This window comes from Hymenobacter caeli (genome assembly GCF_013294115.1).
Taxonomy (GTDB): Bacteria; Bacteroidota; Bacteroidia; order Cytophagales; family Hymenobacteraceae; genus Hymenobacter; species Hymenobacter caeli.
In genome coordinates this window covers 112,887-137,699 of sequence record NZ_JABSNP010000003.1, presented here as the reverse complement: position 1 = coordinate 137,699, position 24,813 = coordinate 112,887, and the positions used below count along the sequence as shown (strand labels likewise).

The window sequence follows — 24,813 nt, the reverse complement described above, 5'->3', positions numbered from 1 at the left end:
CCCGGCCGGAGCGGCAACGGCAGGCGGGACAGGCCAAAGATTAGCCGGGACCCGTTTTGCCCGTTGCGGCCTGGCAGCCCTATCTTTATCAGTTGCGGTAACTGTTCCCGACAACCATCCTGTGAAAACACGTTTTACGCTCCTGGGCCTTGCGCTGCTGGGGCCCCTGGCCCGCGCCGCGCCCGCTCACAAGGCCAACGCGGCCCCCGCGCCCACCCTCGAATTCATCGAAAACAAGGGCCAGTGGGCCGCGCCGGCCCGCTACGCGGCGGCCGTGCCCGGCGGCCGCCTGTTTGCCGAAGCCGACGGCCTGCGGTTTGCGCTGTTCAGCGACGTGGACCTGCCCGGCCACCGCACCCACCCGGCCGGCGAAGCGCCCGTGCGGGCCCACGCCCTGGATTTGCACTTCGAGGGCGCGGCTCCGGCCCGCCTCACCGCCGAAACCCGCACCGCCGAGCGGCGCAACTACTTCCTGGGGGCCGACGCCGCGCACTGGGCCCGCGACGTGCGCGGCTACCAGCAGCTGCGCTACGCCGGGCTGTGGCCGGGCGTGGACGCGCGGGTGTACGAAAACGCGCAGCAGCGGCTGGAATACGATTTTGAGGTGGCCCCCGGGGCCGACGCGGCCGCCATTGGCGTGCGCGTGGCCGGGGCCGACGCCGTGCGCCTGGCCCCCGACGGCCGCTTGCAAGTGCAAACCAGCGCCGGCACGCTCGAAGAGCTGGCCCCGCAGGCCTGGCAAACCGATGCCCAAGGCCAGCGCCAGCCCGTGGCTTGCCGCTACGCGCTAACCGGCGCGGTGGCGCGTTTCGTGCTGGGGCCCTACGACCACCAGCGGGCCCTGACCATCGACCCGACGGTGGTGTTTGCCACTTACACCGGCGCGCTGGGCGACAACTGGGGCTTCACGGCCACCTACGACGCGCAGGGCAACCTGTACTCGGGCGGCATCGCCTTCAGCCCCGGCTACCCGGTGAGCCCGGGGGCTTTTCAGACCTCCTTTAGCCAGGTATGCGACATGGCCCTCATCAAGTACAACGTGGCGGCTACCGGCCCGGCGGCGCGTGCCTGGGCCACGTACCTGGGCGGCAACGCGGCCGATTTCCCGCACAGCCTGGTGGTGAACAGCCGCGGCGAACTGTTGGTACTGGGCAGCACGGGCTCGGCAAATTTTCCGACCACGGCGGGGGCCCTGCAACGCACGTTCGGCGGCGGGGCCCCGGCCGACCCGCTGGGCGACGGCGTCTATTCATACACCGGGCTGCCCGGGGGCTCCGATTTGGTTATCAGCCGCTTCAGTGCCGACGGCGCGAACTTGCTGGGCAGCACCTACCTGGGCGGCACCGGCACCGACGGCCTGCTGCCCTTGGACGTCGCGAGCACCGCGCCCCAGTTGGCGCACAACTACGGCGACCCGTTTCGGGGCGACATTGAGGTGGACGCGGCCGACAACGTGTACGTGGCCTCGTGCACGTCGTCGCGCGATTTTCCGGCCGCGCGCGGCTTCCAGAGCGCCTACCGGGGCGGCACCTCCGACGGGGTGGTGTGCAAGCTCAACCCCGGCCTGACGGCGCTGCTCTGGGGCAGCTACCTGGGCGGCAGCGCCTCCGACGCGGCCTACTCGCTGCAAATAGCGCCCGGCAGCGGCGAGGTGTACGTGGCGGGCGGCACCCTCAGCCCCGACCTGCCGGCCACCGCGGGGGCCCTGAACCCGGCCGCCCAGGGCGGCGTGGACGGCTACGTGGCCCGCCTCAGCGCCGACGGCACTGCGCTGCTGCGCACCACCTACTTGGGCACCAGCGCCTACGACCAGACGCAGTTTGTGCAGCTGGGGGCCGACGGCGGGGTGTACGTGCTGGGCCAGACGCTGGGGGCCTACCCCACCACGCCCGGCCTGTACCGGAACGCCAACGGCCGGCAGTTCATCCACAAGCTCAGCGCCGACCTGGGCCGGACGCAGTTGGCCACGGTGTTCGGCAGCGGCCGCGCCGTGGTGGACCTGGTGCCCACGGCGTTTTTGGTGGACCGCTGCGACCGGGTGTTCGTGTGCGGTTGGGGCGGGTTTGACAACACAAACCGGTACGGGGGGTACCCGTACCTGGGCGACAACGACGGCTCGCTGACCACCGGCTTGCCCGTGACGCCCGACGCCTTGCAGCCCACCACTTCGGGCTACGGCTTTTACCTGGCGCAGTTTGCCCCCGGCCTGGGGGCCCTGGGCTACGGCACATTCTACGGCAGCAGCAACGAGCACGTGGACGGCGGCACCTCGCGCTTCGACCCGCGCGGCGTGGTGTACCAGGCCGTGTGCGGGTGCCGCTCCTACACCGGGTTTCCCATTCCGCCGGGAGCCAACACGTATTCGCCCGTCAACGGCAGCTCCAACTGCAACAACGCGGCGTTCGTGCTCAACTTCCAGCCCAACCTGGCCCGGGCCGGCCCCGACGAGGACGTGTGCGTTTCCGCCGGGCCCCTGCCCCTGGTGGGCAGCCCCGCCGGCGGGCTGTGGAGCGGGCCCGGCGTAAGCGGCTCGGTGGCCACAGGCTTCTTTTTCACCCCCGGCCCGGCGCTGCTGGGGCCCCAGGTGCTCACCTACGTGGCGGCCAGCACGGCGGCCTGCTCCACCACATCGACGCGGCGCGAAACGGTGACGCCCACGCCGGCCCTGGTGCTGACGCCGCTGCCGGCGGTGTGCAGCACCAAGGCCGGGCCGCAGCTGCTGACGGCCACGCCGGCGGGCGGCACCTGGAGCGGCCCCGGCGTAAGCGGCTCGGTGGCCACGGGCTTCTACTTCGATGGCCGCACCACCGGCGCGGGCGCGTTTGTGCTCACGTACGCCCTGCCGGCCGGGCAGTGCGGCACCCAGGCCACGCTGCCCGTATCCGTGCCCGCCCCCGTGCCGGCCCAGGTGCCGGCCGATACGCTGCTCTGCCCCGATGCCGCCAGCTTCCGGCCCTTCGCCCTGCGCGGCACCCCGGCGGGCGGCACCTGGGCCGGGTACGGGGTGAGCGGCTCGCTCGCCACGGGCTTTTTCTTCACCCTGCCGCCGGATTCCAACCCCACGCCGGGCTTCTTTTACGACGTGTATTACAGCGTGAGCACAGCCGGCGGCTGCGACAGCCAGGCGCGGTTCCGCATCGGCGTGGCCGCGCAGCCGGTGCCCACGGCCGCCTGGGCCCCCGTGGCCTGCCCCGATGCCCACCAGGTGCCGCTCGATGTGCATTTTACGCTCAAGGCCACCAGCAATTTCCCGCCTTCTTACAACGTTCCCACGCCGCCCTACACTCTGCAGTGGGACTTCGGCGACGGTACCCAAAGCACCGACGCCAACCCCACGCACACCTACGCCGCGGCGGGCCGCTACCAGCCCACGGCGCACCTGCGCTACAACAACGGCCGCTGCGAGACCACCGTGGCCCTGGCCCCCGTGGAGGCCACCGACAACCCGTTGCCCAACATCATCACCCCCAACGGCGACGGCCTGAACCAGACCTTCCGCCTGCCCGCCAGCTGCGCGCCCCGCCTCCAGATTTTCTCGCGCTGGGGCCAGCCGGTGTTCGAAGCCGCGGCCTACCGCAACGATTGGGCCGCCGCGGGCCAGCCCGCCGGCCTCTACTACTACCTGCTCGAATATCCCGACGGCCGCCGCGTGAAAGGCTGGCTGGAAGTGGTGAAATAAGTAGCTGTTGGCTACCCGTTTTTAGCAACTGACGCCGCAACGCCGGGCCCCGGTGCAGTGCGCCACGCGGGGCCCAGCACCTGCCGGTACAGCGCCCCGAAGGCCTCGCCCACGGCCACGGGGGCGCAGCGCTGGTCGGCATCGGCCCGCAGTTGCGCCGGGTCGAAGCGGGCGGTGCCGGCCAGCACGGCGACCAGGGCGGCTTCCAGGGCGGCTTCGTCGTCGGGGGCCACGAGCAGGCCGAAGGCGTTTTCGGGCTGAAACAACTCGGGCACGCCGCCGGTGCGGGTGGCCACCACGGGCCGGCCGCAGGCCCGCATTTCCAGCAGCACCACCCCAAACGTTTCGGCCCGGCTGAACGACACCAGCGCGGCGGCCCGCTGCATTTCGGCGGCCACCGCCGCGTGCGGCAGCTTGCCCAGAAACGCCACGGTGCCGTCGGCCAGCAGCCCCAGCCCGGCGGCGTAGCGGCGCAGGCGGGCTTCGTCGGGGCCGTAGCCGGCTATGCGCAGCCGCAGGCCGGGCCAGGCCGGGCGCAGGGCCGCCACTACCCGCAGCACGCCCGAGAGGTTTTTCACCGCGTCGTGAAACGCGGCCACGTGCAGCAGGGTGCCCCCGGCCGGCGCAGGGGCCCCGGGCGCGGCCGGCCGGAACAGGTCGGTATCGACCACGTTGGCAATAACCGCCGCCCGCGCCGGCCGGGCCCCCAGCGCCGCCAGCGCTTCGGCCAGGGCCCCCGACACCGTGTGCAGGGCCCCCGCCCGCCGCACCACCAGCCGCGTAAGCTGCCGCCGCCACCAGCCGATGCCCGCCGCCCGCGCCGGCAGGTACAGCGTCCAGTGCTCGGTGAGGAGGTACGGGATGCCGCGTGTCAGGCGCAGCCAACACGCCAGCAGCCCCGTGCGCAGCAGCACGTGGGCGTGCACCAGGTCGGGGCCGGCCCCGCCCCAGTGCCGGCGCACGGCCCGCCACCCGCGCCGCTGGCAGGCCAGCCACAGGCCCAGTTTCAGCAGTTTGTCCAGGGGGCCCCAGCCGGTGGGGCGGGCGCGGTAGTAGTAGCGCCAGGTGGGCACCGGGCCGCCCAGGTCCGCTTCTTCCGCGATGAGCCCGGGCAGGGGGCCCCGCGCCACGGCCGCAAACACCACCGCCGACGCCACCGGCCCGCCCCCCGGCCCGCCGTGCGCCGCAACGGCCGCCACGTGCCGCGCCACGAAGTCGCCGTCCTGGTCGTCGTAGCGGTGGGGGTACCACTTGGGCAGGTGCAGGATGCGCAAGGTCAGGACTTGGTTGGTGGTAGCTAGTGTCTGGCAGTTGTTACGGCACAAAGTAACGCTGGCACTCGCCGCGGCGGGCCGGCCGGGTACCGACCACCGGGGCCACCCGCCACCAAAAAAGCCGCCACTCCCTGGGGAAGTGGCGGCTTTGCCAGTGCGGCCGGAACCGCAGCGTGTTTTGGCAGAAGGCTTAGAACGAGTAGCGCAGGCCCAGCTGGCCCTGCCAGCGCGAGGCCAGCTGGTCGATGGAATACGTGGCCGGGGCGCTGTACTGGAACGCCGCGCGGTTGAAGGTGGCGGCGTTGTAGGTGGTCGAGAGGTTGCCGCCCGCGTCGGCGAAGGCCACCTGCGAGAGGCCCACGCCCAGCGTCGAGTTGAAGGTGTTCGGCACGAAGTACTGGCGGCCCCAGTTCTTGTTGAGCAGGTTGCCCACGTTCTGGATGTCGAACGAAATCTGGATGCTGTGGCCGCTGGCCACCACGCCGGCGGCGTTGGGCGAGAGGTTGCCCAGGCGGGCCTCCAGCATGAAGCGCACGTCGGCCTGGTCGTTCCAGGGGGTGCGGGCGGCGTTGCGCTCGGCGTACTGGCCGCGGCGGTTTTTCAGGTAGGGGTCGCTGTCAATGAAGCTGCTCAGGGCCGCGTACTGGGCCCCCGAAGCGTCAACGGCGAAGCCAGAGGCGTTCACGGTCTTGGCCACGGTGTTCACCAGCACGATGTCGGCCGCGCTGCCCGGGATGTAGGCCAGCTTCACCTGCTGCTGGCCGTCGCCGTAGAAGTTGTTGTTGTACACGTAGGTGTAGGGCAAGCCGCTGGCGAAGGTCAGCACCGACGTGACGAAGCCGGTGAACCGCTCGCCGATGTTCTGGTGCAGGTTCAGCGAGCCCACCACGCGGTGGCGCAGGTCGAAGTTGGAGTAGGCCAGGGCCGGGTTGTTCGAGTTCAGGGCCGGGTTCAGCTGCCAGTTGCTTTCCGGCGAGTTGCGGATGCCGTTGCTGATGTCCTTGCTCACGCCGTAGGTGTAGGCCGCCGTCACGTCCAGCACGTTGGCGAACGACTTGCCCAGCGAGCCCGTGAACTGGTAGCGGTAGCCCTGCTGCGTGTTGGTGAGGAAGTAGGCGTTCGAGAAGGCCGTGTTCACCTTGGTGGCGTTGGTGGTGGTGCCCGTGGCGTTCGGGAAGGGGGCGGCCACGTAGTAGGGCGTCTCGCTGGGCTTGTTTTGCCCCAGCAGCAGCGGCGAGGTGGCGTCCACCAGGTTGATGTTTTCGAAGCGCACGTCTTCGAGCACCTTCGTGTACAGGGCCTCCACAGAGGCGCGCACGCCGCCGGGCAGCTTCAGGTCGAGGGCCAGCGACGAGCGCCACACCTGCGGCATCTTGAAGTGGTTGTCAATCAGGTTCACTTCCTTGGTGGTCTGCGACGAGGCCGGCAGCTGCGCATAAATCTGGCCCGGGTCCTGGTTGAGCAGGTACTTGGTGCCCGCGCCGGTGCCCGCCGCCTGGCCCGGGGCCCCAATGGTACCCCGCTGGATGTTGTTCAGGTCCGTGGCGCCGTAGTTCACGCCGTTGTTGTAGAAGGCGTAGCCCAGCCAGGCAAACGGAATGCGGCCCGTGAACAGGCCCGAGCCGCCGCGCAGCACGATGCTCTGGTCGCCCTTGGCGTCGAAGTTGAAACCCAGGCGGGGCGAAATCTGCACCTGCCCGAAAATGTTGTTTTGCAGGTCGGACCAGGCCGTGTGCTGGTAGGTTTGGTTGAGCGTGTGGGCGTCGTTGGTCGGGTTGTTCACCAGGGCCGTGTTCAAGGCTGGCGCGGTTGGCAGCGAGGTCAGGTCGAAGCGGATGCCGGGCGTTACCTTGAACCGGTCGCTGATGGTCCACTCGTCCTGCAAATAGGCCGAGTACAGGTTGATGTTGAACGAGGCCGACGGGTTGTTGTAGTTGTAGTCGTAGCTGTTGTCGCCGAGGTGGAACGTGCCGCGGATGCGGTTGGGCTGGTCGGCCAGGAAGTCGGACACGTTGTTGTACTCGATGCGGCCGTTCCACGAGTTGATGAAGCCGTAGTCAATCTTGTACAGCTCGTTGTGGGTGCCCAGCGTCAGGGCGTGGGCCCCGGTGTAGAAGGTGACGTTGTCGGTAATCTCAAACGTCTTGGTGCGGGTGTTGAAAATGCTCGCCTCGCGGTCCGAGCCCAGCAAAATCTGGTTCGAGCCGAGGTAGCCGTTGGCCGCGTTGGGGCCCACGTTGTTAATCTGCACGTACGGGAACACGTTGGCCTGCCCGCCCAGCAGCGTGCGGTAGTCTTTGATGTCGGTGTAGCCCAGGATGAGGTTGTTGGAGAGGTTGTTGGTGAAGTTCGACTTCACTTCCAGCACCGTCGAGTTTTGCAGGTTGTTCTGCACGAAGTCCTGCGAGCCAAACTTGAACAGGCTGCTGGAGCGCTCCAGGTTGGTGGCCTCCGACTTCACGTAGTTGTGGCGCAGCGCGACGCTGGTCTTGTCGTTCACGTTCCAGTCGATGCGGCCAAAAATCTTGTCGCTGTTCGCGTAGATGTTGTAGTCGCCGTAGTCGCCCACGTTGTAGTTGTACTTCGTCTGCACGTCGGCGGCAATGGCCTGGGCCAGGCCCACCGACACCGGCGAGCCGGGCGTGCCGGCCGCGTAGAACTGGGGCTCGTTGCGGCGGGCAATTTCGCCGTTGACGAAAAAGAATAGCTTGTTTTTGATGATGGGGCCCCCGAGGCGCAGGCCGGTTTGGTAGTCGTGGTAGGCGGAGCCGATTTTGGTGCTGGCCCCGTCGATGCTGGTGCCCGTGATGCCCTGGTTGCGGCCGAAGCCGTAGAGGGAGCCGTGGAAATCGTTGGTGCCCGAGCGGGTCACGGCGTTGATGGAGCCGCCGGTGAAGTTGCCCAGCTTCACGTCGAAGGGGGCCACCTGGGCCTGGATTTCCTGGATGGCGTCGAGCGAGATTGGGTTGGCGCGGGCCGAGCTGCCGGGCAGGCCGCTGGTGCCGCCCTGCCCGCCCAGCGAGGGCGAGAAGCCGATGGCGTCGTTGTTCACGGCCCCGTCGAGGGTGATGTTGTTGTAGCGGAACGAGGTGCCGGCAAACGAGTTGTTCGAGTTGCGCGGGTCGAGGCGGGTGAAGTCCTGGATGCTGCGCGAAATGGTGGGCAGCTGCTGGATGGCGGCGCGGCCCACGTTGGTGCCGGCCCCGGTTTTGGTGGCTTCGGTGTTGCCCACCACCACCACTTCGTTCAGCTGCTGGGCCTCGGTCACGAGCACCACGTTCAGGCGGGTGGTGTTGCCCAGGGTCAGAAACACGCCGCCCACGGTCTGGTCCTTGTAGCCCACGTAGGTCACCGTCACGCTGTAGGGCCCACCGGGGGCCAGGTTCGGGATGTTGAAGCGGCCGTCCAGCTCGGTGCCGGTGCCGCGCTTGGTGCCGGTGCCCACGTTGGTGGCCACCACCGTCACGCCAATCAAGTCTTCGCCTTTGTCCGACGTCACCTTGCCGCTAAGGGCGGACGTGGTCACCTGGGCGCGGGCAATTGTCGTCGTCCAGGCCAGCAGCACGAGCAAAAGGCCGCGAAAGAAAACAGTACGGTTGGGGAGCATAAAATGCGGGGTTGGTTTCGGACACAAAGTTCCGACCCGCCTTTGGCTGATTTCAGGAATCGATATTGCTTAATCGTTGTGTTATTAACACAAGGTTAATTTATTGATAACCTTCCCCACCCATTAATTCATCAAATATTCACGCTTTGCGTTCGTGGTGCCACCGCCTTGGTTCGGCTGCTAAACCCCTCCCGCGGCCCCGAGCGGCGGGAGGGGTTGGCCTATTGGCCTAGTAGTTCGTATTCTGGGGGTCAAAGTTCGTCCAGCCGGCCGTCCAGTTATCGGCGGTGGCCCCGGTGCCGGCGAAGGCCCCGACGTAGGCGACTTTGGTAAAGAAGGCATCGCTCACCTTGGCGTCGGCGAAGCTGGCGGCCACGGCGGGGGTGCTGGTGGTGCCGTTGTAAACGATGGGCGACGTGGAGGAAGGCAGAAAGCTCGGCGAGGTCAGGTTGAAGGGGTTGAGCAGGCGCACGGCGTCCGAAGTGCTGTATTTACGGTTCGCGTTGGCCGACGCGAACAGCCACGTCAGGGGCCCCACCGCCGTACCGAAGGCGCTGGAGTCGGCGCTCATCGTGTTGGTGGGGGTAAGGCTGCCGGCCCCGCCGGCCCCGGCGATGTAGATGACGTCCTTCTGGCCGCCCTTGGAGTTGGAGCCGGTGGGGGAGCCCGCCACGATGGTGTTTTTGATGGCCAGGGCCCCGCTGGCCACGTTGGCCCCGGCTTTGGTGCCGTCGATGAGGACGCCGGTCGGCCAGCCCATCACCACCGAGTTGAACAGGCTAATGGCCGAGTTGCGGCGGATGTGCACGCCGGCCACGTACTGCGAGCTGATGCCGCCCGTGCCGCTGGGGTTAATCAGGGGCCCCACCAGGGTCACGTTGGAGAACACGGCGCTGGTTTTGGGGGTATTGTCGGTGTTGTTGGCGTCGTTGTCGGACTCGAAGCCCTTGGAGCCGGACTGGTCGGCCGCCAACGGGTCGCGCAGGCTGACCAGGAACTGCAACTTGCCCGAGAAGCCGCTGTCGGTGTCAAAGTCGTCGTCGAAGCCGCGGTGGGCCACCAGGTACTTGGCGTTCACCGTGCCGCCGAACCACTCGTACGAATCGTCGCCGGAGTACGAAACCTGGATGTGGTCGATGGTGGTCCCGTTGCCCACTCCGCACAGGGTCAGGCCGTTGATTTCGTTGTTGGGCGAAAAGGCCACGCCGCCGAACTCGATGCGCACGTACTGCAAGGTGCCGGAATTGTCGGCCACGGCCGCCGTGTTCGTCGGGTCGGCGCTGCCGTAGCGGGTGGTGGGGCCCCCTTCCACTTGGGGCTTCACGCCGTTCACCACGGTGTTCACCGGGGCGTTGCCGCACAGAATCACGCCGCCCCAGTCGCCGTAGTTGCGCGCGCCCTTGGGTTGGTTGGAGGTGAAGACAATGGGCTTGGCCACCGTGCCGATGGCGATGAGCTTGGCCCCGGGCTCGATGATGAGCGAGCCCTTGGAGTCCTTGTCGCCCTTGATGAGCGTGCCCGCCTCAATGGTGACGGTGGCCCCGCTGCGCACGTACACGTAGCCTTGCAGCAAGTACTGGTTGGCAGCCGTCCAGGTGGTATTGGTCGTGATTTCGCCCTGCACCGCTACGACGGGCGCGGTATTGGTTGAGCCGGTACCGGTACCGGTACCGGTGCCCGTGCCGCCATTGGGGGCCGCGTTGGGAGCGGGCGTAATGTCCTGGGGTTGGCAAGAAGCCAGGCCGAGCAGCAGCGCGGCCACGAAGCCCAGCGAAAGCGTATTCTTTTTCATAAAAAGGGATGGTGTAAACCGGTTGGCGCGGAGGCGGGTATGCAGGCTAAGGCAGCGGCGTGGTGGCCGCCGCGCGGGGTTGCAGCGTGAAGCGCAGGCCCGCTGTGTAGTAGGTGCCGCGGCGGTAGTTGGCCAGCGACTGGTCGCTGGTGGTGTATTTTTTGTCGCGGTTGTAGTCCTGCACCAGGTTCACCGGCTGGTTGAACAGGTCCTGCACGCCGGCGTTGAAGGAGAGGCGCGGGCCCACGGCCTTGGTGAGGGAGAGGTCCACCGTCTGGCGGGGCCGCTCCACCACGTCGGGGTACTGGTCGCTGCCGGCAAACAGGATGCGGGGCCCGAACACGTTGTAGAGGGCCGTCACCTGCCACGAATTGTCCGGCGTCTGGAAGTAGAGGCCGCCGTTGACGACGTAGGGCGACTGGCCCTGGAGGGCGCGCTTGTTGTCCCAGGCGGCCACGTTGTCGCCCAGGCTTACCTGGCTTTTGATGAGCGAGGCGTTGGCCACGAGCGAGAAGTTCTTCAGCCCCGAGGTACCAAAGGCCTCGTCGAGGAAGTTCAGGCTCTTCTTCACGTCCACCTCCACCCCGTACACGTAGGCGCTCGGGGCGTTGGTGAACGTGTAGGCCAGGTTGGTGGTCAGCACCACCACGTTCTCGATGGGGTTGGTGAAGTGCTTGTAGAAAGCCCCGATGTGCACCAGCTCGCCCGCCGACGGGTACAGCTCGTAGCGCAGGTCGAAGTTGTCGATGGTGGCCACCTTGAGCGGCGTGGTGGGGTTGAGGTACAACGAGCCGTAGTTGAGCACGTTAAAGTCAAAATCGTAGTAGAAGAACGGGGCGGCCTCGCGGAACTCCGGCCGGTTCAGGCTGCGGCCGTACGAGGCGCGCAGCAGGTTGCGGTCGTTGAAGTTGTAGGTCAGGTTGGCCGAGGGCAGCACGAAGTTGGTCGGCGCGTTCAGCGCCACCGGCACCCCGTTCAGGCCGGTGCTGATGCGCTGCACGTTGCGCTCGTAGCGGGCCCCGGTGAGGAGCTTGAACTTGTCGGTGAACGGGATATTGAACGAGAGGTAGCCGGCCTCCAGCTCGTTGGAGGCATCGTAGAGGTAAGTCGAGTTGATGTCCTCGTCCACCCGGAAGCCGCCGGGGCCGATGTTGGCCGGGGCGAAGATGTTGCCCACGTTCTCGTGCAGCAGGTTTTGCTCGGCCCCGCTGTTGAGCGAGTAGCCGAAGGCGCGGGCCCGGAAGCTGCGCTTGCGGTACTCGAGGTAAGTGCCGGCGGCCACGTCCACCGTGCGCCCGGCCACCACCGCCTTGTGCTTGAGGTTGGCGTTAAGGGTAAAGCTGTTCTCGTTGAGCTTCTGGTAGAGCCGGCCGGCATTGTTCACATCGGCCTGCCCGGGGCCCGGCGTGAGCACGGTTTGCACCGGGGCCCCACCGTTGGCACCGGGGCTCACGCCGTAAGAGACGCGGCGCAGATCCGGCTCGTTGCGGGCCGAGTAGCCGTAGCCCGCCACCCAGTCGAAGTGGGTTTTTTCCTGGTTGAAGGAATGGTCGCCGGCCAGCTGGCCGGAGTAGGTGGTACGCCCCTGGTAGCCCAGCAGGTAGCTGTTGCGGACCTGCTCGCCGGTGTTGTCGAAGCCCTGGCGGGTGACCACCTGGTTGCGCGACTGCTGGTTGAACAGGTTGCGGAATTCCAGCTTGTCGCCGCCGGGCAGCACGAGGCTGAAGTTCTGGATGGCCCCCAGGCGCACGTTCTGGGTCGATTGGTCGTCCTTGAAGTTGTCGGTGAGCGCGCCGCTGCCGTCGAACAGGTTGCGCTCGACGTGGTAGCGGGTGTAGGTGTTGGTGTAGTTGACCGACGTGATGCTGCCGACGGTGAGGCCCTTGATTTTGATTTGGTCCATGTAGGCCGCGTTGAAGCGGATGTCGGGCATGGCCGTCGTCTTGTAAAGGCCGAAGGTGTTGTTGAGCTGCTTGGCGTAGAAGTCGCGCTCGTACTGCTGGTAGGCCGTGCTGAGGGGCGGCATGCCGTTGGGCAGGTCGCGCCGGGTGGCCCCGAAGCCGAAGGCGTCGCCCTGCTGGGGCTTGTCGGTGAAGAAGCTGGAGCCGGTGGTGCCGTCGCGGAAGCCCGCCGAGTAATTAACCGTCAGCAGGCGCTCGTTGATGACCGGCTTGCGCAGGTACACCTTCACCAGGCCCCCGGCAAAGTCGCCGGGCAGCTCCGGGGAGGGGTCTTTGAACACCAGCACCCGGTCGATGAGCGAGCTGGGCACCACGTCGAAGGAGAAGGACTTGCGGTCGGTTTCCGAGCTGGGGGCCGTCACGTCGTTGAGCCACACCGTATTGTAACGGTCGCTCAGGCCCCGAATCTGGATAAAGCGGTTGTCGACGATGGTTACGCCCGGGATGCGGCGCACCACCTCGGCCGCGTCGCGGTCCTGGGTTTTAACGATCTGCTCGGACGAAATGCCGCTAACCACGACGCTGGCCGCCTTGATTTCCGAAATCACTGAGATTTCGGTGTTGGTGCGCCGCGTCCCGTTCACCACCACCTCGGTGAGCTGCTGGTTATCGGCCGACAGTTTGCCATCGATGACCGTGGGCTTGCCGGCCACGACGGCTACTTTTTGAATGGTCGTGGTTTTGTAGGAAACCGACGAGACAATCAGGGAGTACTCGCCGACCGGCACTTTGTCGAGGGAGAAGCGACCCTCGGCGTCGGTGGGCCCGGCGATGGCCGTATTGGCCAGCCGGACGGTGCCGCCGATGATGGCCTCCTGGGTACTGGCGTCGCGGAACGTGCCCTTGATGCTGCCCGTGCCCTGGGCAAAAACCGCCGTTTGTACGCTCAAAAGCAGCAGAAAAACGACGGTGGTGAGTTGCTTAAAGTTGTCCCTCATATGGGGACAAAATTACCGGCGCTGTATTAACTCATCGTTTCTTCATCATTTCTAAAGTGTTAATGCAGGTTTTTTCGACTGCAACAATCGCCGCGGCCCCCGCCAAGCCGTGAGTGCGGAGCTGCTGGGCCCGGCCCAGGCCGGACCAGTACGCATGCCTTTCCTTTGCAGCCAAACCGCTGCCGGCATCATGGCCAGTGGCCACTCCCGCTTCCCATGCTTATTTCCATGACCGGCTACGGCCAGGCCCACCGCGAAACCGCCGCCTACGCCGCCACCCTCGAGCTGAAGTCGCTCAACTCCAAAACCCTCGACCTCACCCTGCGCCTGCCGCGCTTCCTGCTGCCCCACGAGCTGGAAATCCGCAACGCCGTGGCCAAGGCCCTGCTCCGCGGCAAGGTCAACCTGAGCCTCGACTTCGTGCGGCCCGCCGCGGCCCGCGCCGCCGCCGTCCTTAATAAAGAGGCCCTCGTGGCCGCCTACCACGAGCTGGCGGCCGTGGCCCAGGGCCTGGGCCTGCCCACCGGCGAGGCCACCCTGCTGGCGGCCCTGCGCCTGCCCGGCGTGGTGCCCAGCCCCGCCGAAACCCGCGACGCCGAGCCCGCGGCCGACGACGTGGCCTGGGCCGAGCTGCTGCCGCTGCTGCACGAGGCCCTGGCCGCCATGCAGCAGTTCCGCCGCGACGAAGGGGCCACGCTCACCGCCGAGATTCTGGGCTACGTGGCCACCATCCGGCAGCAGCTGGCCGCCGTGGAGCAGCACGACCCCCAGCGCATCGCCCACGTGCGCCAGCGCCTGCAGGCCCACCTGGCCGAGCTCACCAACCACGAGCAGTTCAACCCCACCCGCTTTGAGCAGGAAGTGCTCTACTACATAGAGAAGCTCGACATTGCCGAAGAGAAGGTGCGCCTGGCCGCCCACCTCAGCTACTTCGAGCAGGCCGCCCACCAGCCCGACGAGGCCGTGGGCAAAAAGCTGGCCTTCCTGGCCCAGGAGATGGGCCGCGAAATCAACACCATCGGCTCGAAGGCCAACGACGCCGCCGTGCAGCACCTGGTGGTGGGCATGAAAGAGGAATTGGAGAAAATAAAGGAGCAGTTGAACAACATCCTGTAGGCCCGCCCGGCCCGGTTTCCAACCAGAGCCGGAAAATCAATGAAGTGAAAAATATATTTGCACTATTCCAGATAAATATTGTATGTTCAATATATTATTTATTGTTGCTTAACCAATTTATTATTAAACTTTTTTATTAGCCCCTCAACCAACATAGGCCAAATATGTGCGTACGGGCCATATTTACTCCTGCAATGATAGTGAAGCCAAATACTGCTCATGGCTTTACCGCTCGGGAGGCGCGCCAAAAATAATTTTTTGCTTTGGTAGGAATTTGTAATTTTACCACAAGAAGCCCCCATAGTTGAGCGCGCTTCACCCCCATTTTAGCTTCACTTGAACTCGCCCGTCTATATGAAACCAACAATTTTACTCTGCCTTCTGGGTTTGCTGCTGACGGCCGCCCGGCCCGCATCCGAGATCGAGCTAGTGAAAAAACACGTGCTCAGCGAGCGGGTCGAAATCCTCATCCCGAAAGGGTTCGAGGTGATGAGCGAGCAGCAGATGGACTTCGCCTACGCCAAGGCCCAGAGCCGCCCCAGCGTCATCTTCACCAACAACAACCTGGTGAGCCTGGCCTTCAACTACTCCGACAACGACGCCGACCAAGACATGGTGGACGTGTACGCCGCGACGTTTGCCAAAACCTACCACAAGCAGTACAAGGACGCCAAGTGGTTCGGCGAAGGCGTCAAGAACATCAACAACCACAAGGTGGGCTACCTCGAGTTCATGAAGCCCGAGATGGGCCACGAGGTGTACACGCTAGTGTTTTTCACCGACGTGCAGAGCAAGCTCATGATTTGCACCTTCAACTGCGCCGACCGCCAGAAGCCCGAGTGGGAGCCGGTGGCCAAGCAAATCATGCTCTCGGTAAAAGCCAACAACGAAGCCGGCAAATAACCCGCCGGCCTGAACGCAAAAAGCCCCTCCGTCGGCAACGGAGGGGCTTTTGCGTTGAGGCGCGGTTGCGGGGGGCCGGGCTGCCCGATTGGGCGGGCCCCGGCGCGGGCGGCTACACCCAGCGGGCCAGCGGCGGGCGGCGGGCCAGCCCGGCGGCCAGCGCCAGCACCAGCACCGCCCCGATGCTGTCGCTGAGCAGGTCGGACCATTCGGCGTGGCGGCCCTGGTGCATCACGTATTGCAGCACCTCGATGAGGGCCCCGAAGGCTACGCAGCCGGCCAGCACCACGGCCCCGGCCCGCCGGGCCAGCGCCGGCCAGCGGCGCTGCCGCCGCAGCGAAAACCAACTCAGGGCCGCCAGCACGGCAAACACGCCCGCGTGGGCCGCCGTGTCGAAGGAAAGCAGCTTCCAGGCCGGGGTGGCCGGCATGTCGACGGCCGGCGTGAGGGTGAGCACCAGGATGACGCCCGTCCAGAACAGGGGCAGCGCGGCGTAGGGCCGGCGGCCCGGGGGTGCGGTACTCGGCACGAAGCAGCGCGGCGTTAGGCCCCCACCAGCTCGCCGTAGGCCTCGGCCGACAGCAGGCCCCCGATTTCGGCGGGGTCGGCAATGGCCAGCTTCACCATCCAGCCGTCGCCGTAGGGGTCGGCGTTCACGGTTTCGGGGGCGTCGGCCAGCTTGGCGTTCACTTCCAGCACGGTGCCGGTGAGGGGGCTGAACAGGTCGGACACCGTTTTCACGGCCTCCACCGTGCCGAACACGGCGTGCTGGGCCACGTCCTGGTCGAGGGTATCGATGTCAACGTACACGATGTCGCCCAGCTCGCGCTGCGCGTGGTCGGTGATGCCGACGTAGGCCACGTCGCCTTCCACGCGAATCCATTCGTGGTCTTTGGTGTAGTAGAGGGTGGTGGGCAGGGTCATCTTTTTTTGTGTTATGAGTTAGAAGTTATGGGTTATGAGTTTCAGCAACGGGCACTGGTTGCCAGAACGCGGCGCTCCCAACTGGCCCCCAAAAGTAGAGCCGGCAGCCGTAGCCCACCGGGCTTCTGCTCAATATTGCAACAGCTCCTAACTCATAACCCATAACTCATAACCCATAACTCCTACTGCGTCAGACTGTAGCGCAGCTGGAAGCCGCCCTCGGTGTTGGCGTTGCGGAAGGCGTTGCTCACGCGGGGCGTAGTGATGGTTTGGGTGAAGTAGAACTGGAAGTTCAGGCGGGTATTGAGCAAGTAGTCGATGGTGGGCCGCAGCTGGTACGTGCGCGAGCCGTTCACAATCTGGCTGGTGGCCGTGCCCACGCTGGCCAAGGGGCCACCGGCCACGACATCGGACGGGTCCACCGAGTTGAGGATGCTGCGCTGGATGGTGATGTTGTCGTTGATGCTCAGGTTGAAGCGAGCGGTGAGGTTGTTTTTCAACACTATCTGCTCGCCGCCCGAGCGGAAGGGCAGCTTGAGGCCCGCCGCCGAGTAGCCAAAGCCTATTACCAGGGCCGTGGTGTGCAGCTCGGTCACCTGGGCGTTGGTGATGTTCAGGGCCAGGGCGCGGTCGGTGCGGTACTCCACGTTGCCGGTCAGCTTGTTGAGGGTCGTGAAGTTCACGCCAATCAGCGGGGCCAGGTGCTCCACGATGCTCACCTGCCCGATGAGGTAGTACGGAATGTACTGCCCGGTGGCGCTGACGCGGTTGGCGAAGTCCAGGTTGTTGTCGGTGTAGAGCGTGGAGGTGGTGTAGGTGCCCACGCTGTAGGTCGAGTTGTAGGCGTGGTTGAGGGTGAACGAGGAGAAGTAGTTGCGGAAGAGCGGCAGCTGCGACAGCCCGTTGTACTGCACGTTCCAGTTGGGAATGGGCAGCTGGTCGAAGAGGTTGAACTTCTGAGCCTGGTAGCCGTCCGACGTCCGCCCGTGGTAGGCATCGATAAAGGCCGGAATCAGCACGTCCTGCGAGTTATAGCTGTACTTGCCCGCCAGGTTCGGGTTCTGGAGGTTGGCCGCGGCTTGCAGCTGTTGCTGGATGGGGCCCCGGTTGAGCACGAACAAGTTGAAGGCCTTGGAAACTTCGCCGTTGGCGCTCAGGTCGTTGAAGAGCGTATTGATGGTGATGGTGCTGGTGCTGAACGAGCCCGAGCCCAGCGACTGCACGGGGGCCAGCATCTTGCGGCCGAGGCCGTCGAGCACCGGCTGGAGCGTCAGCGTGTCGAGCTGGTTGCGGTAGTAGGCCTCGTTGTTTTCCACCTTCGCCCGCCGCGCGTCGAGCTGGATGTTGAAGTCGCGGAACGGCTCCAGGGTAGTGCGCAGCGCCAGGTTTTCGGTCAGCAGGCTGCTCAGGGGCGTGTTCAGGTACTCGCTGTCGCCGGTGTACCAGCCGTTCACGTTGGCGTAGTCGTAGAGGTAGCGCAGGTCGTACTGCTTGCCGATGACGAACGGGATGCCCGGGGCGATGATGCCCGGGCCCCGGAAGTTGGTCAGGCCGAAGGCCGTGGTGCCGGGCAGGTAGCCGGGCAGCAGCGTGCCGCTGGAGCGGGCGTAGGTGAAGTTGAGCGAGCGGGCCGTCATCAGCGAGCGCAGCACGGCCTTGGCGGCCCGCACCAGCACGGGGGTGGTGTCGCGGGGAGCGGCCGTTTCGGGCTTGGGGCGGGTGCCGTCGGCCCCGGGCGGGGGCGGCGCGGGGCGCGGCGGCGGGGGCGGCGCGTTGTTGATGATGTTCAGGAACTTCACCTTGTTGTAAAGCTTCACCAGGTCGATGCGGCCGTTGGCGCTCAGCTCGGCGTTGTTCTGGATGGTGTTGCCCAAGCGCAGGGGCACGGTGGCGGTGTCGGTGGGGTCAACGGAGTTGGGGTGCAGGGGCTGGCGCAGGGCCGTGGAGGCCGCCTGCCAGGTGTAGTGGGCCGCGTAGCGGGCGTCGGCGCTCAGCCAGTCGGTAAGCGGGAACTTGTCGAGCGGCAGGCGGTAGGTAGCGGCGATGGTCTGGTTGAAGTTGACGGTGCGGCCCCCGGCCAGCAGGTTCTGGTTGATGAGCGTGCGGTTATTGATGGCCTCCTGGCTGCTGCCCACGGCGCGGCCCTGGCCCTCGTCGATGATGCCGCGGTTGGTGGCGGTGTAGTCGATGGTCAGGGCCTTGGTCGGGGCCCAGCTCAGGTCGTAGATGCGGTTGATGTAGAACGACTTCTGGTACACGCCCGGGATGCCGAACGTGGTGGGCACGTCGCCGGGGTTCACCACCCGCTGCAAAAACCGCTCGTTGTAGCGCCGGTCCAGGTCGATGCGGAAGGCGAAGCGCGAGGGCAGCGGCGTGAAGTTCACCTGCTGCAAAAACTTCAGGTAGGGGTTGTCGAAGGCCTTGAACTTGGCAAACGGCAGGTAGTTCTTGGGCGTGGTCTGGAAGGCGTAGGCCGCCGCCGCCGTAAAGGAGCGGGTGTAGTCGCTGGAGGTGCGCACGTCGGAGTGCTGGCGCTCGGCAATGGAGTAGCTCAGGGCCACGTTTTCAATGTCCCAGGGCTTGGGCTGGCGGGGCGGGGCCGCGGGGCCGCCGCCGGCGGGCGGGGCGGCCACTACCCGCTCCTTGCGCACGTTCAGCAGGGCCAGGCTGCGGGTGGTGGTCATGTCAATCACCTTCTTGCTGTACTCGGCCCGGGCGTCGGCGCTCGTGAATTTCTCCAGGCTCTGGGCCAGCTTGGTGTCGGGGTCGAGGGGGTCGTACTGGGGCGAGCGGCGCTCGGCCCCCAGCTGCACCAGCACCGGCACGCGCAGGTGCAGCTGGGCGGGCAGCAGCTTGTCGGCGGCGATGGTGGCGCTCAGGTCGCCGCGGGCCACGTCGTCGAGCGAGCGCTGCTGGGCCTTGTCCTGCAAGCCGCCGAAGCCCACGCTGGTGTAGTTGCCGGTGGCGGTGAGGGTGGCCAGGTCGGCAAACTTCACGTTCAGGCGGGCGTTGGCGGCAAAGCCGGCGTCCTGCTCGAAGTCGAACACCCGCAGCTCGTCGGCCCACAGCGTCACGTTCTTGTTGCCGGTGTCGGCCGAGCCGGGCATAACCGGGTTCAACACCCCAATCATGCAGCCCTGCACGGCCGACAGGTCGGGGTTGCCCACCACTGTAATAGTGGCCTGGTTGGCCAGCGTAACCGTGAAGGGCACAGTCAGGTTGAGCGGCACCTGCTTGTTGCGGTTCGACTTGGCATCGATAAAATCCTGAAACGCCAAGTCGATGTTGTTCACGTCGGGCCAGATGTCGGCCTGGAGCGTTTTACCCCTGTCCGTCAGCTTGAGGGGCAGCGAGTACTCGTAGTAGTTCTGGGTGTAGTCGGTGCCGATGCGGATGAAGGCCCGTACTTCGCCGCTGCGCGTACCGTTGATATCGTCGGTTTCGCCGTGCAGGTACATGCGCAGGTGTTTGTAGCGCAGCATGTTCACGGTCAGGTTCTTGTAGGCCGCCTTGGCGTAGCCTTTGCGTAGGCCCGTCACTACCAGGCGCAGGCTTTGCTCGTTTTGGATGCGGGCCACGGCCGAGCTGCCGTACTCGGTGTCGCGCGTGATGTTGGGCGGCGTCACGTAGGGAATGGTCCCCGAAGTAAGGGTACCGCCCGGCCCGGACGTGGAGGCGCTGCCCGGCGTGGGGCCGTTCTCTTCGATGCTCACCGTCGAAACGCTGAAGGCGTCGGCGTCGGTTACGGTGTTCACCGGCAGGTTGCTCTGGGCCTGGGCAATGGGGTAGTTGTAGCGCCGCCACTGGTTGGCCACGAACTGCGGCTGCACCATGCGCAGCACCGCCGGCTGCTGCCAGCCGGTCATGTACATCCGAATGAAGCGCACGGATTTGTAGCCGAGCGGGTCCACTGCGCTGTTATCGGTCACCCCGTTCACCACTGTGCGGGTGGGCTGGCGCACCGGAATGCGGAACTGGTACCAGGTCACGGTTTCACCGTTGCTGCCCGTAATGGGCGGGGTCGTCACCTTGTCCACGATGTAGTTCTGGCCCACCGCCAGCGGGTTGGTGCTGGTGGCGGGCCCCAGCGGAATGGTGTACTCGTGGTAGCTCTCCACGTCCTGAATCACGTTGTCGCGGTTCAGGTCTTCCTTGTCGGGGTAGGCCGTGGAGGTGAACTGGCTGGCCTCGGGCGAGTTGTTTTCGTAGCCGTTGTAGTTTTTGTAGCGGCCCAGAATCTTGACGTTGTTCTGGTCGTACACCGGGTCGAGGTGGTAGAGGAAGTCGTCGGCCGAGGGGTCGGAAAACGCCCCGTAGCCGGCCGGAAAGCCCGGGAACACCCTCTCGGCCGCGTCGTTCAGGCCGTCGAGGCCCACGTCCTGGGCCGCCCGCCCGCCCGGCGCGGCGCTAAAGGCATCGGTCAGGAACTGCGCCGTGCCCACCTGGCCCCAGATGGTGGGCGTCACCAGGCCGGCCGTGCCCGCCTGGTCGGGCGTGGGCAAGCCGTTCTCGAACTCGTGCTGGTTGTTGTCGCGCAGCAAGTCCTCGCTCACGTTGCCCAGGTTGATGACCAGCCGGCCGCCGGTGGTGTTGCTAACGGGCTTGTTGCGCAGGTCGGGGTCGGAGTCGCTAATTCTGCCGTTGCGGGTGGTAATAAACGGGTCCAATAGCCAAAACTCCAGGTACTCGATGTTAGCGTTATCAAAGTCCGTATCGAAGGTAATGGCCCGCGAAATGCCGCCGAAGCGGTTTTCTGGTAGATTGACTCCGAAATTACTTGCGAAGTGCCGGCCATCGGCGTCGATGTTCGGCGTGTAGTTGTAGGGCCCCCGCTCGCCGGGGAAGTAGGCCATGTCGAAGGTGTACTCATAGCCGTTGCCCGTGGCCCCCAGGTCTTTGTTCGGGAATACCTCGTTGCGCGGAATGCCCCGGGTGTAGTGGTTGCTCAGCGAAGAATCGGTGAGGCCGATGTTGGCCGGCACGCTGGGGCCCCCGGTGTAGTAGGTCTGGTCCACGGTGTACCAGGCCAGCTTGGCCCGCTGGTAGTTCACGCTCAGGTCGGTGGCCCGGGAAATGGCGGAGGGCGTGGTGGCCAGCCGCCAGGCCGGAATGGCCGTCAGGCCCCCCAGCGTGTAGGGCGTGCGGGCGTTCTCGAAGTCGTCGATGTAGCTCACCCCGTTCTCGCCGCTGCCCAGCTGCGAGCGGCCCGGCAGCAGCTTGGCAAACTCGCCGCTGAAGGCAATGGTCGAAATCTCCTTGGTGGAGTAAAACGGCAGCCGGTCGAGCAGCTTGGTAAGCACCCGGCTGTCGCGGCGGAAGCTGCCGTCCAGGCCCACGATGCTGTTGTTGGCCGGCTCGTCGCCGATGTTCACCCGATTGATGCCCGGGGCCTGGTTTTCGAGCAGGTACAGGGCCGTGCCGCCCAGCGTCACGTCCTTGTCGAGCTTGTAGTCGAAGCGGGCCCCCAGCAGGCGGCGGGGCTGCACCTGCACCAAGGCGTTTTTCTCGAACGTGACCCGCAGCTCGTTGGCCGAGGCCAGGTAGGCCGGGTTCAGCACCTTCACCTTCGCCTGGTCGTAGAACACCTGGTAGTCCACGCCTTCGGTGAGCAGCGTCGAGCCCGAAAACACCCGCACCGAGCCCTGCGCCACCCCGATGCCGGGCAGGTTAATCTCGTCGGTGGTGGTGCCCTGGTAGCGCCCGCGCAGGTAAAACTTGTCCTTTTCCTGGCGCTGCTGGGCGTCGCTCTGGGTTTGGTTGTACAGCTCTTCGTACACGTACTTGGGCAGCAACACCCGGTCGTTGGGCACGTTCAGGGTGTCGAACTGCGCCCGCAGGTAGTCGCCGAACGGCTGCACGCTGGGGAAGATGAGGCGGCCCAGCTCGGGGTTGACGGTGATGCCGGGCAGGAAGTCGAAGTTGCCGTCGGGGTTGCGGTCGTTGTTGGGGTTCACCCGGTCCAGGCCCAGCACCTGGATGATGGGCACGTTCTGAATCTTGGACCCTTCCTTGAGCGAAATCAAGTCGACGCCCGTCACGTCGTCCTTGTAAATAATCTGGAACTGGAAGTTGTCGCGGTTGAGCTGGGTGGTGTTCAGGGAGTAGATGTTTTTCATCATCAGGTCCCAGGTCGGCGTGTTGCGCGTGGGGGGCCCGGGGGGCGTCAGCGGGTCGGGCCGGGCCGCGGGCAGCGTGCCCACGCCGGGGTTGCTGGCCCGCAGCAGCTTGAGGAACACCACCTGGTCGGGGGCCACGCCGGTGTAGTCCTGCGAGATTTCGCCCACCTTGTAGGTCTGGCCGTTGTAGGTGTAGGAGTAGCCCACGCCCAGCACCTGGTCGGGCAGCAGGGGCACGTTCAGCGAGAGGTAGCCCAGCTCGGCGTTGAAGGTGTACTCGTTGGGGTCGAGCTTGCGGGCCCGCACCCGCTCGTAGTCCAGGTTTTTGGCCAGGCCCAGAGTGCCGCCGAGGTAAGAGTCCACGGTGAGGTCGTTGCGCGACTGGCCGGCGGCGGCCACCAGCTGGCCGTACTCCAGGTTGGCGTTGTTGGCGGCCGGCGTGCGCTGGCTGGGGTTGCGGCCGGCGTTGAAGAACTTCTGCTGGTACACCCGCACCGGCTCGGCCAGGTCCATCAGGGCCACCACGTTGCGCAGGCTGGCGGTGGTGCGGTTGTCGTTGGTGATGTACACTTCCAGCTGCGTCACCTGCACGCCGCTCTGCACCGTGGGCAGGGTGCGCAGGGCCACGTCGTAGCGCTCGCGGAAAAACTGCGACAGGAAAAAGTGCTTGTCTTTCTCGTACTGGCTGGCTTTCAGCTCGAACTGCCGGCTCTGGGCCCCGTTTTGCACGCGCACCTCGTCGGCGGTGCCGCGCACGGTGGCGGCCACGGCCGTCACGCCCAGCCGCCCGAACTGCATCTGGGCCTTGGCCCCGAACAGGTTTTGGCCGCCCTGCACCAGCGAGTTGCCCAGCGGCAGGCTCACGTTGCCCAGGTCGAGCTTGCGCAGGATGTCGGTTTCCTGGCCCGAGTAGTCGAACTTCATCTGGTTGTCGAAGTCGAACGAGGCCTTGGTGTCGTAGTTGAAGGCCAGCTTGAGCTTCGTCCCGACCTGCCCGGTCAGGTTGATGTTCATGCTCTGGTCGAAGATGAAGTCGCCCACGCTTTGCTGGCGCAGGGTCAGGGCCGGGTTTTCGTTGGTGTTGAACTTGGCCCCGGCCTTGATGGTGACGGCCCCCGACGGGCGGATGTCGACGTAGCGGCCCCCGAAAATCCGGTCGCCCACGGGCCCCAGGTCAATCTTCGGAATCAGGCGCTGGGCCTGCGGCGTGCCCGCCGTCACGGCCGGCCCCGTCACGCCGCCCCGGGCCCGCTCGCGGTAGTAGTTGCGGATGGCCTCGCGCTGCTGAAACTCTTCGTATTCCTTGAACGTAAGCCGGCTCGGGTCGCGGTAGTTGATGTCCGGGCCCACTTTCTCCTGCACGTCGAAGTTTTTGAGGCTGTCGTCCACGGCCACCTTCAGCTGCACGTTGGGGGGCAGGGGCAGCACCAGCGGCGAGCGCCGCTGCGGCCCAAACGGGCTGCCCGGCCGGTCGTGCGGGGCCACCCGGGGCCGGCGGCTGGGCCGGTACACGGTGTCGGCCGGGGCCGGCCGGGCCCCCAGGGGCCACGGCGTGGCGGGGTGCCGCACCAGCGGGCCGGCCTGCGCCCACCACGCCAGCAACGACGCCACCACAACCACCGACGGAGAGAGTAATTTACGGCCGAATTTCAAGGGTAAAGTTGGAGAGCGGCCACGGGCGGCGGGCCAGCGGCCGCCGCAGCGGCCCCCGCCGCCGAACGGGCAAGAGAGTAATTATCCACCGGGCACCTCGCCGGCCCAAGAGCTTGCCACCGGCGCTGTCCGCCAAAAGCTCTCCCGTTGGGCCTAATGCGACTTCAAAGCAAACTTAATCATTTCCTCTACCGTGAGGCCGGGGCCGTGCTTCTGAGCAATCAGGTCCAGGTTCTTCTCGGCGGCGGCGCGGGCGAAGCCCAGCGTTACCAATGCCTGCAACGCCTCGGCGCGTTGCGTATTGTGCTGGCGGGCCAGCGGCACGGTGTCCACGCCGGCCTTGGCCAGCAGCTCGTCCTTGCGGAACTTGTCTTTTAGCTCCAAAATCACGCGCTGGGCCGTTTTGGGGCCCACGCCTTTGATGCTCTGGATGGCCCGCACGTTCTCGTTCACGATGGCGTCGCGGATTTCGCCCACGCTCAGGCTGCTCACCATCACGATGCCCGTGCCCGGCCCGATGCCCGACACCGAAATCAGCTGCATGAACAGCGCCTTTTCGCTCGGGTCGAGGAAGCCGTACAGCGTCTGCCCGTCTTCCTTGATGTGCTGGTAAGTGTAAATTTTGGCCGGCGAGCCTTCGGCCGGCAGTTTGGAAAACGTGGCCAGCGAAATGCGGACTTCGTAGCCCACGCCCCCCAGGTCCATGATGGCCTGGGTAGCGTCTTTGTAGGCCAGCTTGCCGTCGAGGTAAGCAATCATAAAGCGGTCGGGTGGGAAAGGAGGACGCCGCAAAGGGTTTTGCGCATTCCAAATTTACTGGGTTTTGTGCAAAGTCGGGCCGAAGGCCCGG

Annotated in this window: 11 protein-coding genes; 3 read left to right on the top strand and 8 right to left on the bottom strand. The window is 65.9% G+C overall.

Features of this window, described 5'->3' with window-relative positions; translation table 11 throughout:
* Positions 1-121: 121 nt before the first annotated feature.
* Positions 122-3,679: a DUF7948 domain-containing protein gene (locus HNP98_RS04010; RefSeq protein ID WP_173808765.1), complete on the top strand. Its 3,558-nt coding sequence runs from the start codon at positions 122-124 to the stop codon at positions 3,677-3,679.
* Positions 3,680-3,690: 11 nt separating this feature from the next.
* Here the strand turns inward: HNP98_RS04010 and HNP98_RS04005 are convergent, their stop codons facing one another.
* The 4 genes from HNP98_RS04005 to HNP98_RS03990 all read right to left on the bottom strand — a co-directional run bounded on the left by HNP98_RS04005 (position 3,691) and on the right by HNP98_RS03990 (position 13,251).
* On the bottom strand, positions 3,691-4,953 hold the full coding sequence (locus HNP98_RS04005; protein ID WP_173808764.1) for a glycosyltransferase: 1,263 nt from the start codon (positions 4,951-4,953) through the stop codon (positions 3,691-3,693).
* Between the two features lie 190 nt (positions 4,954-5,143).
* Positions 5,144-8,560, bottom strand: a complete 3,417-nt coding sequence (locus HNP98_RS04000; protein ID WP_173808763.1) for a TonB-dependent receptor — start codon at positions 8,558-8,560, stop codon at positions 5,144-5,146.
* A gap of 229 nt (positions 8,561-8,789) precedes the next feature.
* Positions 8,790-10,352 (bottom strand): hypothetical protein, encoded by a 1,563-nt coding sequence (locus tag HNP98_RS03995; protein WP_173808762.1) that lies wholly within the window; start codon positions 10,350-10,352, stop codon positions 8,790-8,792.
* A gap of 46 nt (positions 10,353-10,398) precedes the next feature.
* Positions 10,399-13,251, bottom strand: coding sequence for a TonB-dependent receptor (locus HNP98_RS03990; protein WP_173808761.1), 2,853 nt, complete (start codon positions 13,249-13,251; stop codon positions 10,399-10,401).
* 216 nt (positions 13,252-13,467) lie between these two features.
* Between HNP98_RS03990 and HNP98_RS03985 the strand changes: the two genes are divergently transcribed.
* Both HNP98_RS03985 and HNP98_RS03980 read left to right on the top strand, forming a co-directional pair.
* Positions 13,468-14,367 carry a YicC/YloC family endoribonuclease gene (locus HNP98_RS03985; protein WP_173808760.1) on the top strand — a complete coding sequence of 300 codons (900 nt, stop codon included), beginning with the start codon at positions 13,468-13,470 and terminating at the stop codon, positions 14,365-14,367.
* Positions 14,368-14,754: 387 nt separating this feature from the next.
* Positions 14,755-15,270: a hypothetical protein gene (locus tag HNP98_RS03980; protein WP_173808759.1), complete on the top strand. Its 516-nt coding sequence runs from the start codon at positions 14,755-14,757 to the stop codon at positions 15,268-15,270.
* A gap of 112 nt (positions 15,271-15,382) precedes the next feature.
* Here HNP98_RS03980 and HNP98_RS03975 read toward each other — a convergent pair whose 3' ends face one another.
* The 4 genes from HNP98_RS03975 to ruvA all read right to left on the bottom strand — a co-directional run bounded on the left by HNP98_RS03975 (position 15,383) and on the right by ruvA (position 24,722).
* On the bottom strand, positions 15,383-15,799 hold the full coding sequence (locus HNP98_RS03975) for a VanZ family protein (RefSeq protein ID WP_317171041.1): 417 nt from the start codon (positions 15,797-15,799) through the stop codon (positions 15,383-15,385).
* Between the two features lie 14 nt (positions 15,800-15,813).
* The gene (gcvH, locus tag HNP98_RS03970; RefSeq protein WP_173808758.1) at positions 15,814-16,194 is read right to left on the bottom strand and encodes a glycine cleavage system protein GcvH; all 381 of its coding nucleotides are present in this window, start codon (positions 16,192-16,194) and stop codon (positions 15,814-15,816) included.
* A 182-nt stretch (positions 16,195-16,376) separates the two neighbouring features.
* Entirely contained in the window at positions 16,377-23,963 is a 7,587-nt protein-coding gene (gene sov / locus HNP98_RS03965; RefSeq protein WP_173808757.1) for a T9SS outer membrane translocon Sov/SprA, read from the bottom strand.
* A gap of 153 nt (positions 23,964-24,116) precedes the next feature.
* Positions 24,117-24,722: a Holliday junction branch migration protein RuvA gene (ruvA, locus tag HNP98_RS03960; RefSeq protein WP_173808756.1), complete on the bottom strand. Its 606-nt coding sequence runs from the start codon at positions 24,720-24,722 to the stop codon at positions 24,117-24,119.
* Between the last annotated feature and the right edge of the window lie 91 nt (positions 24,723-24,813).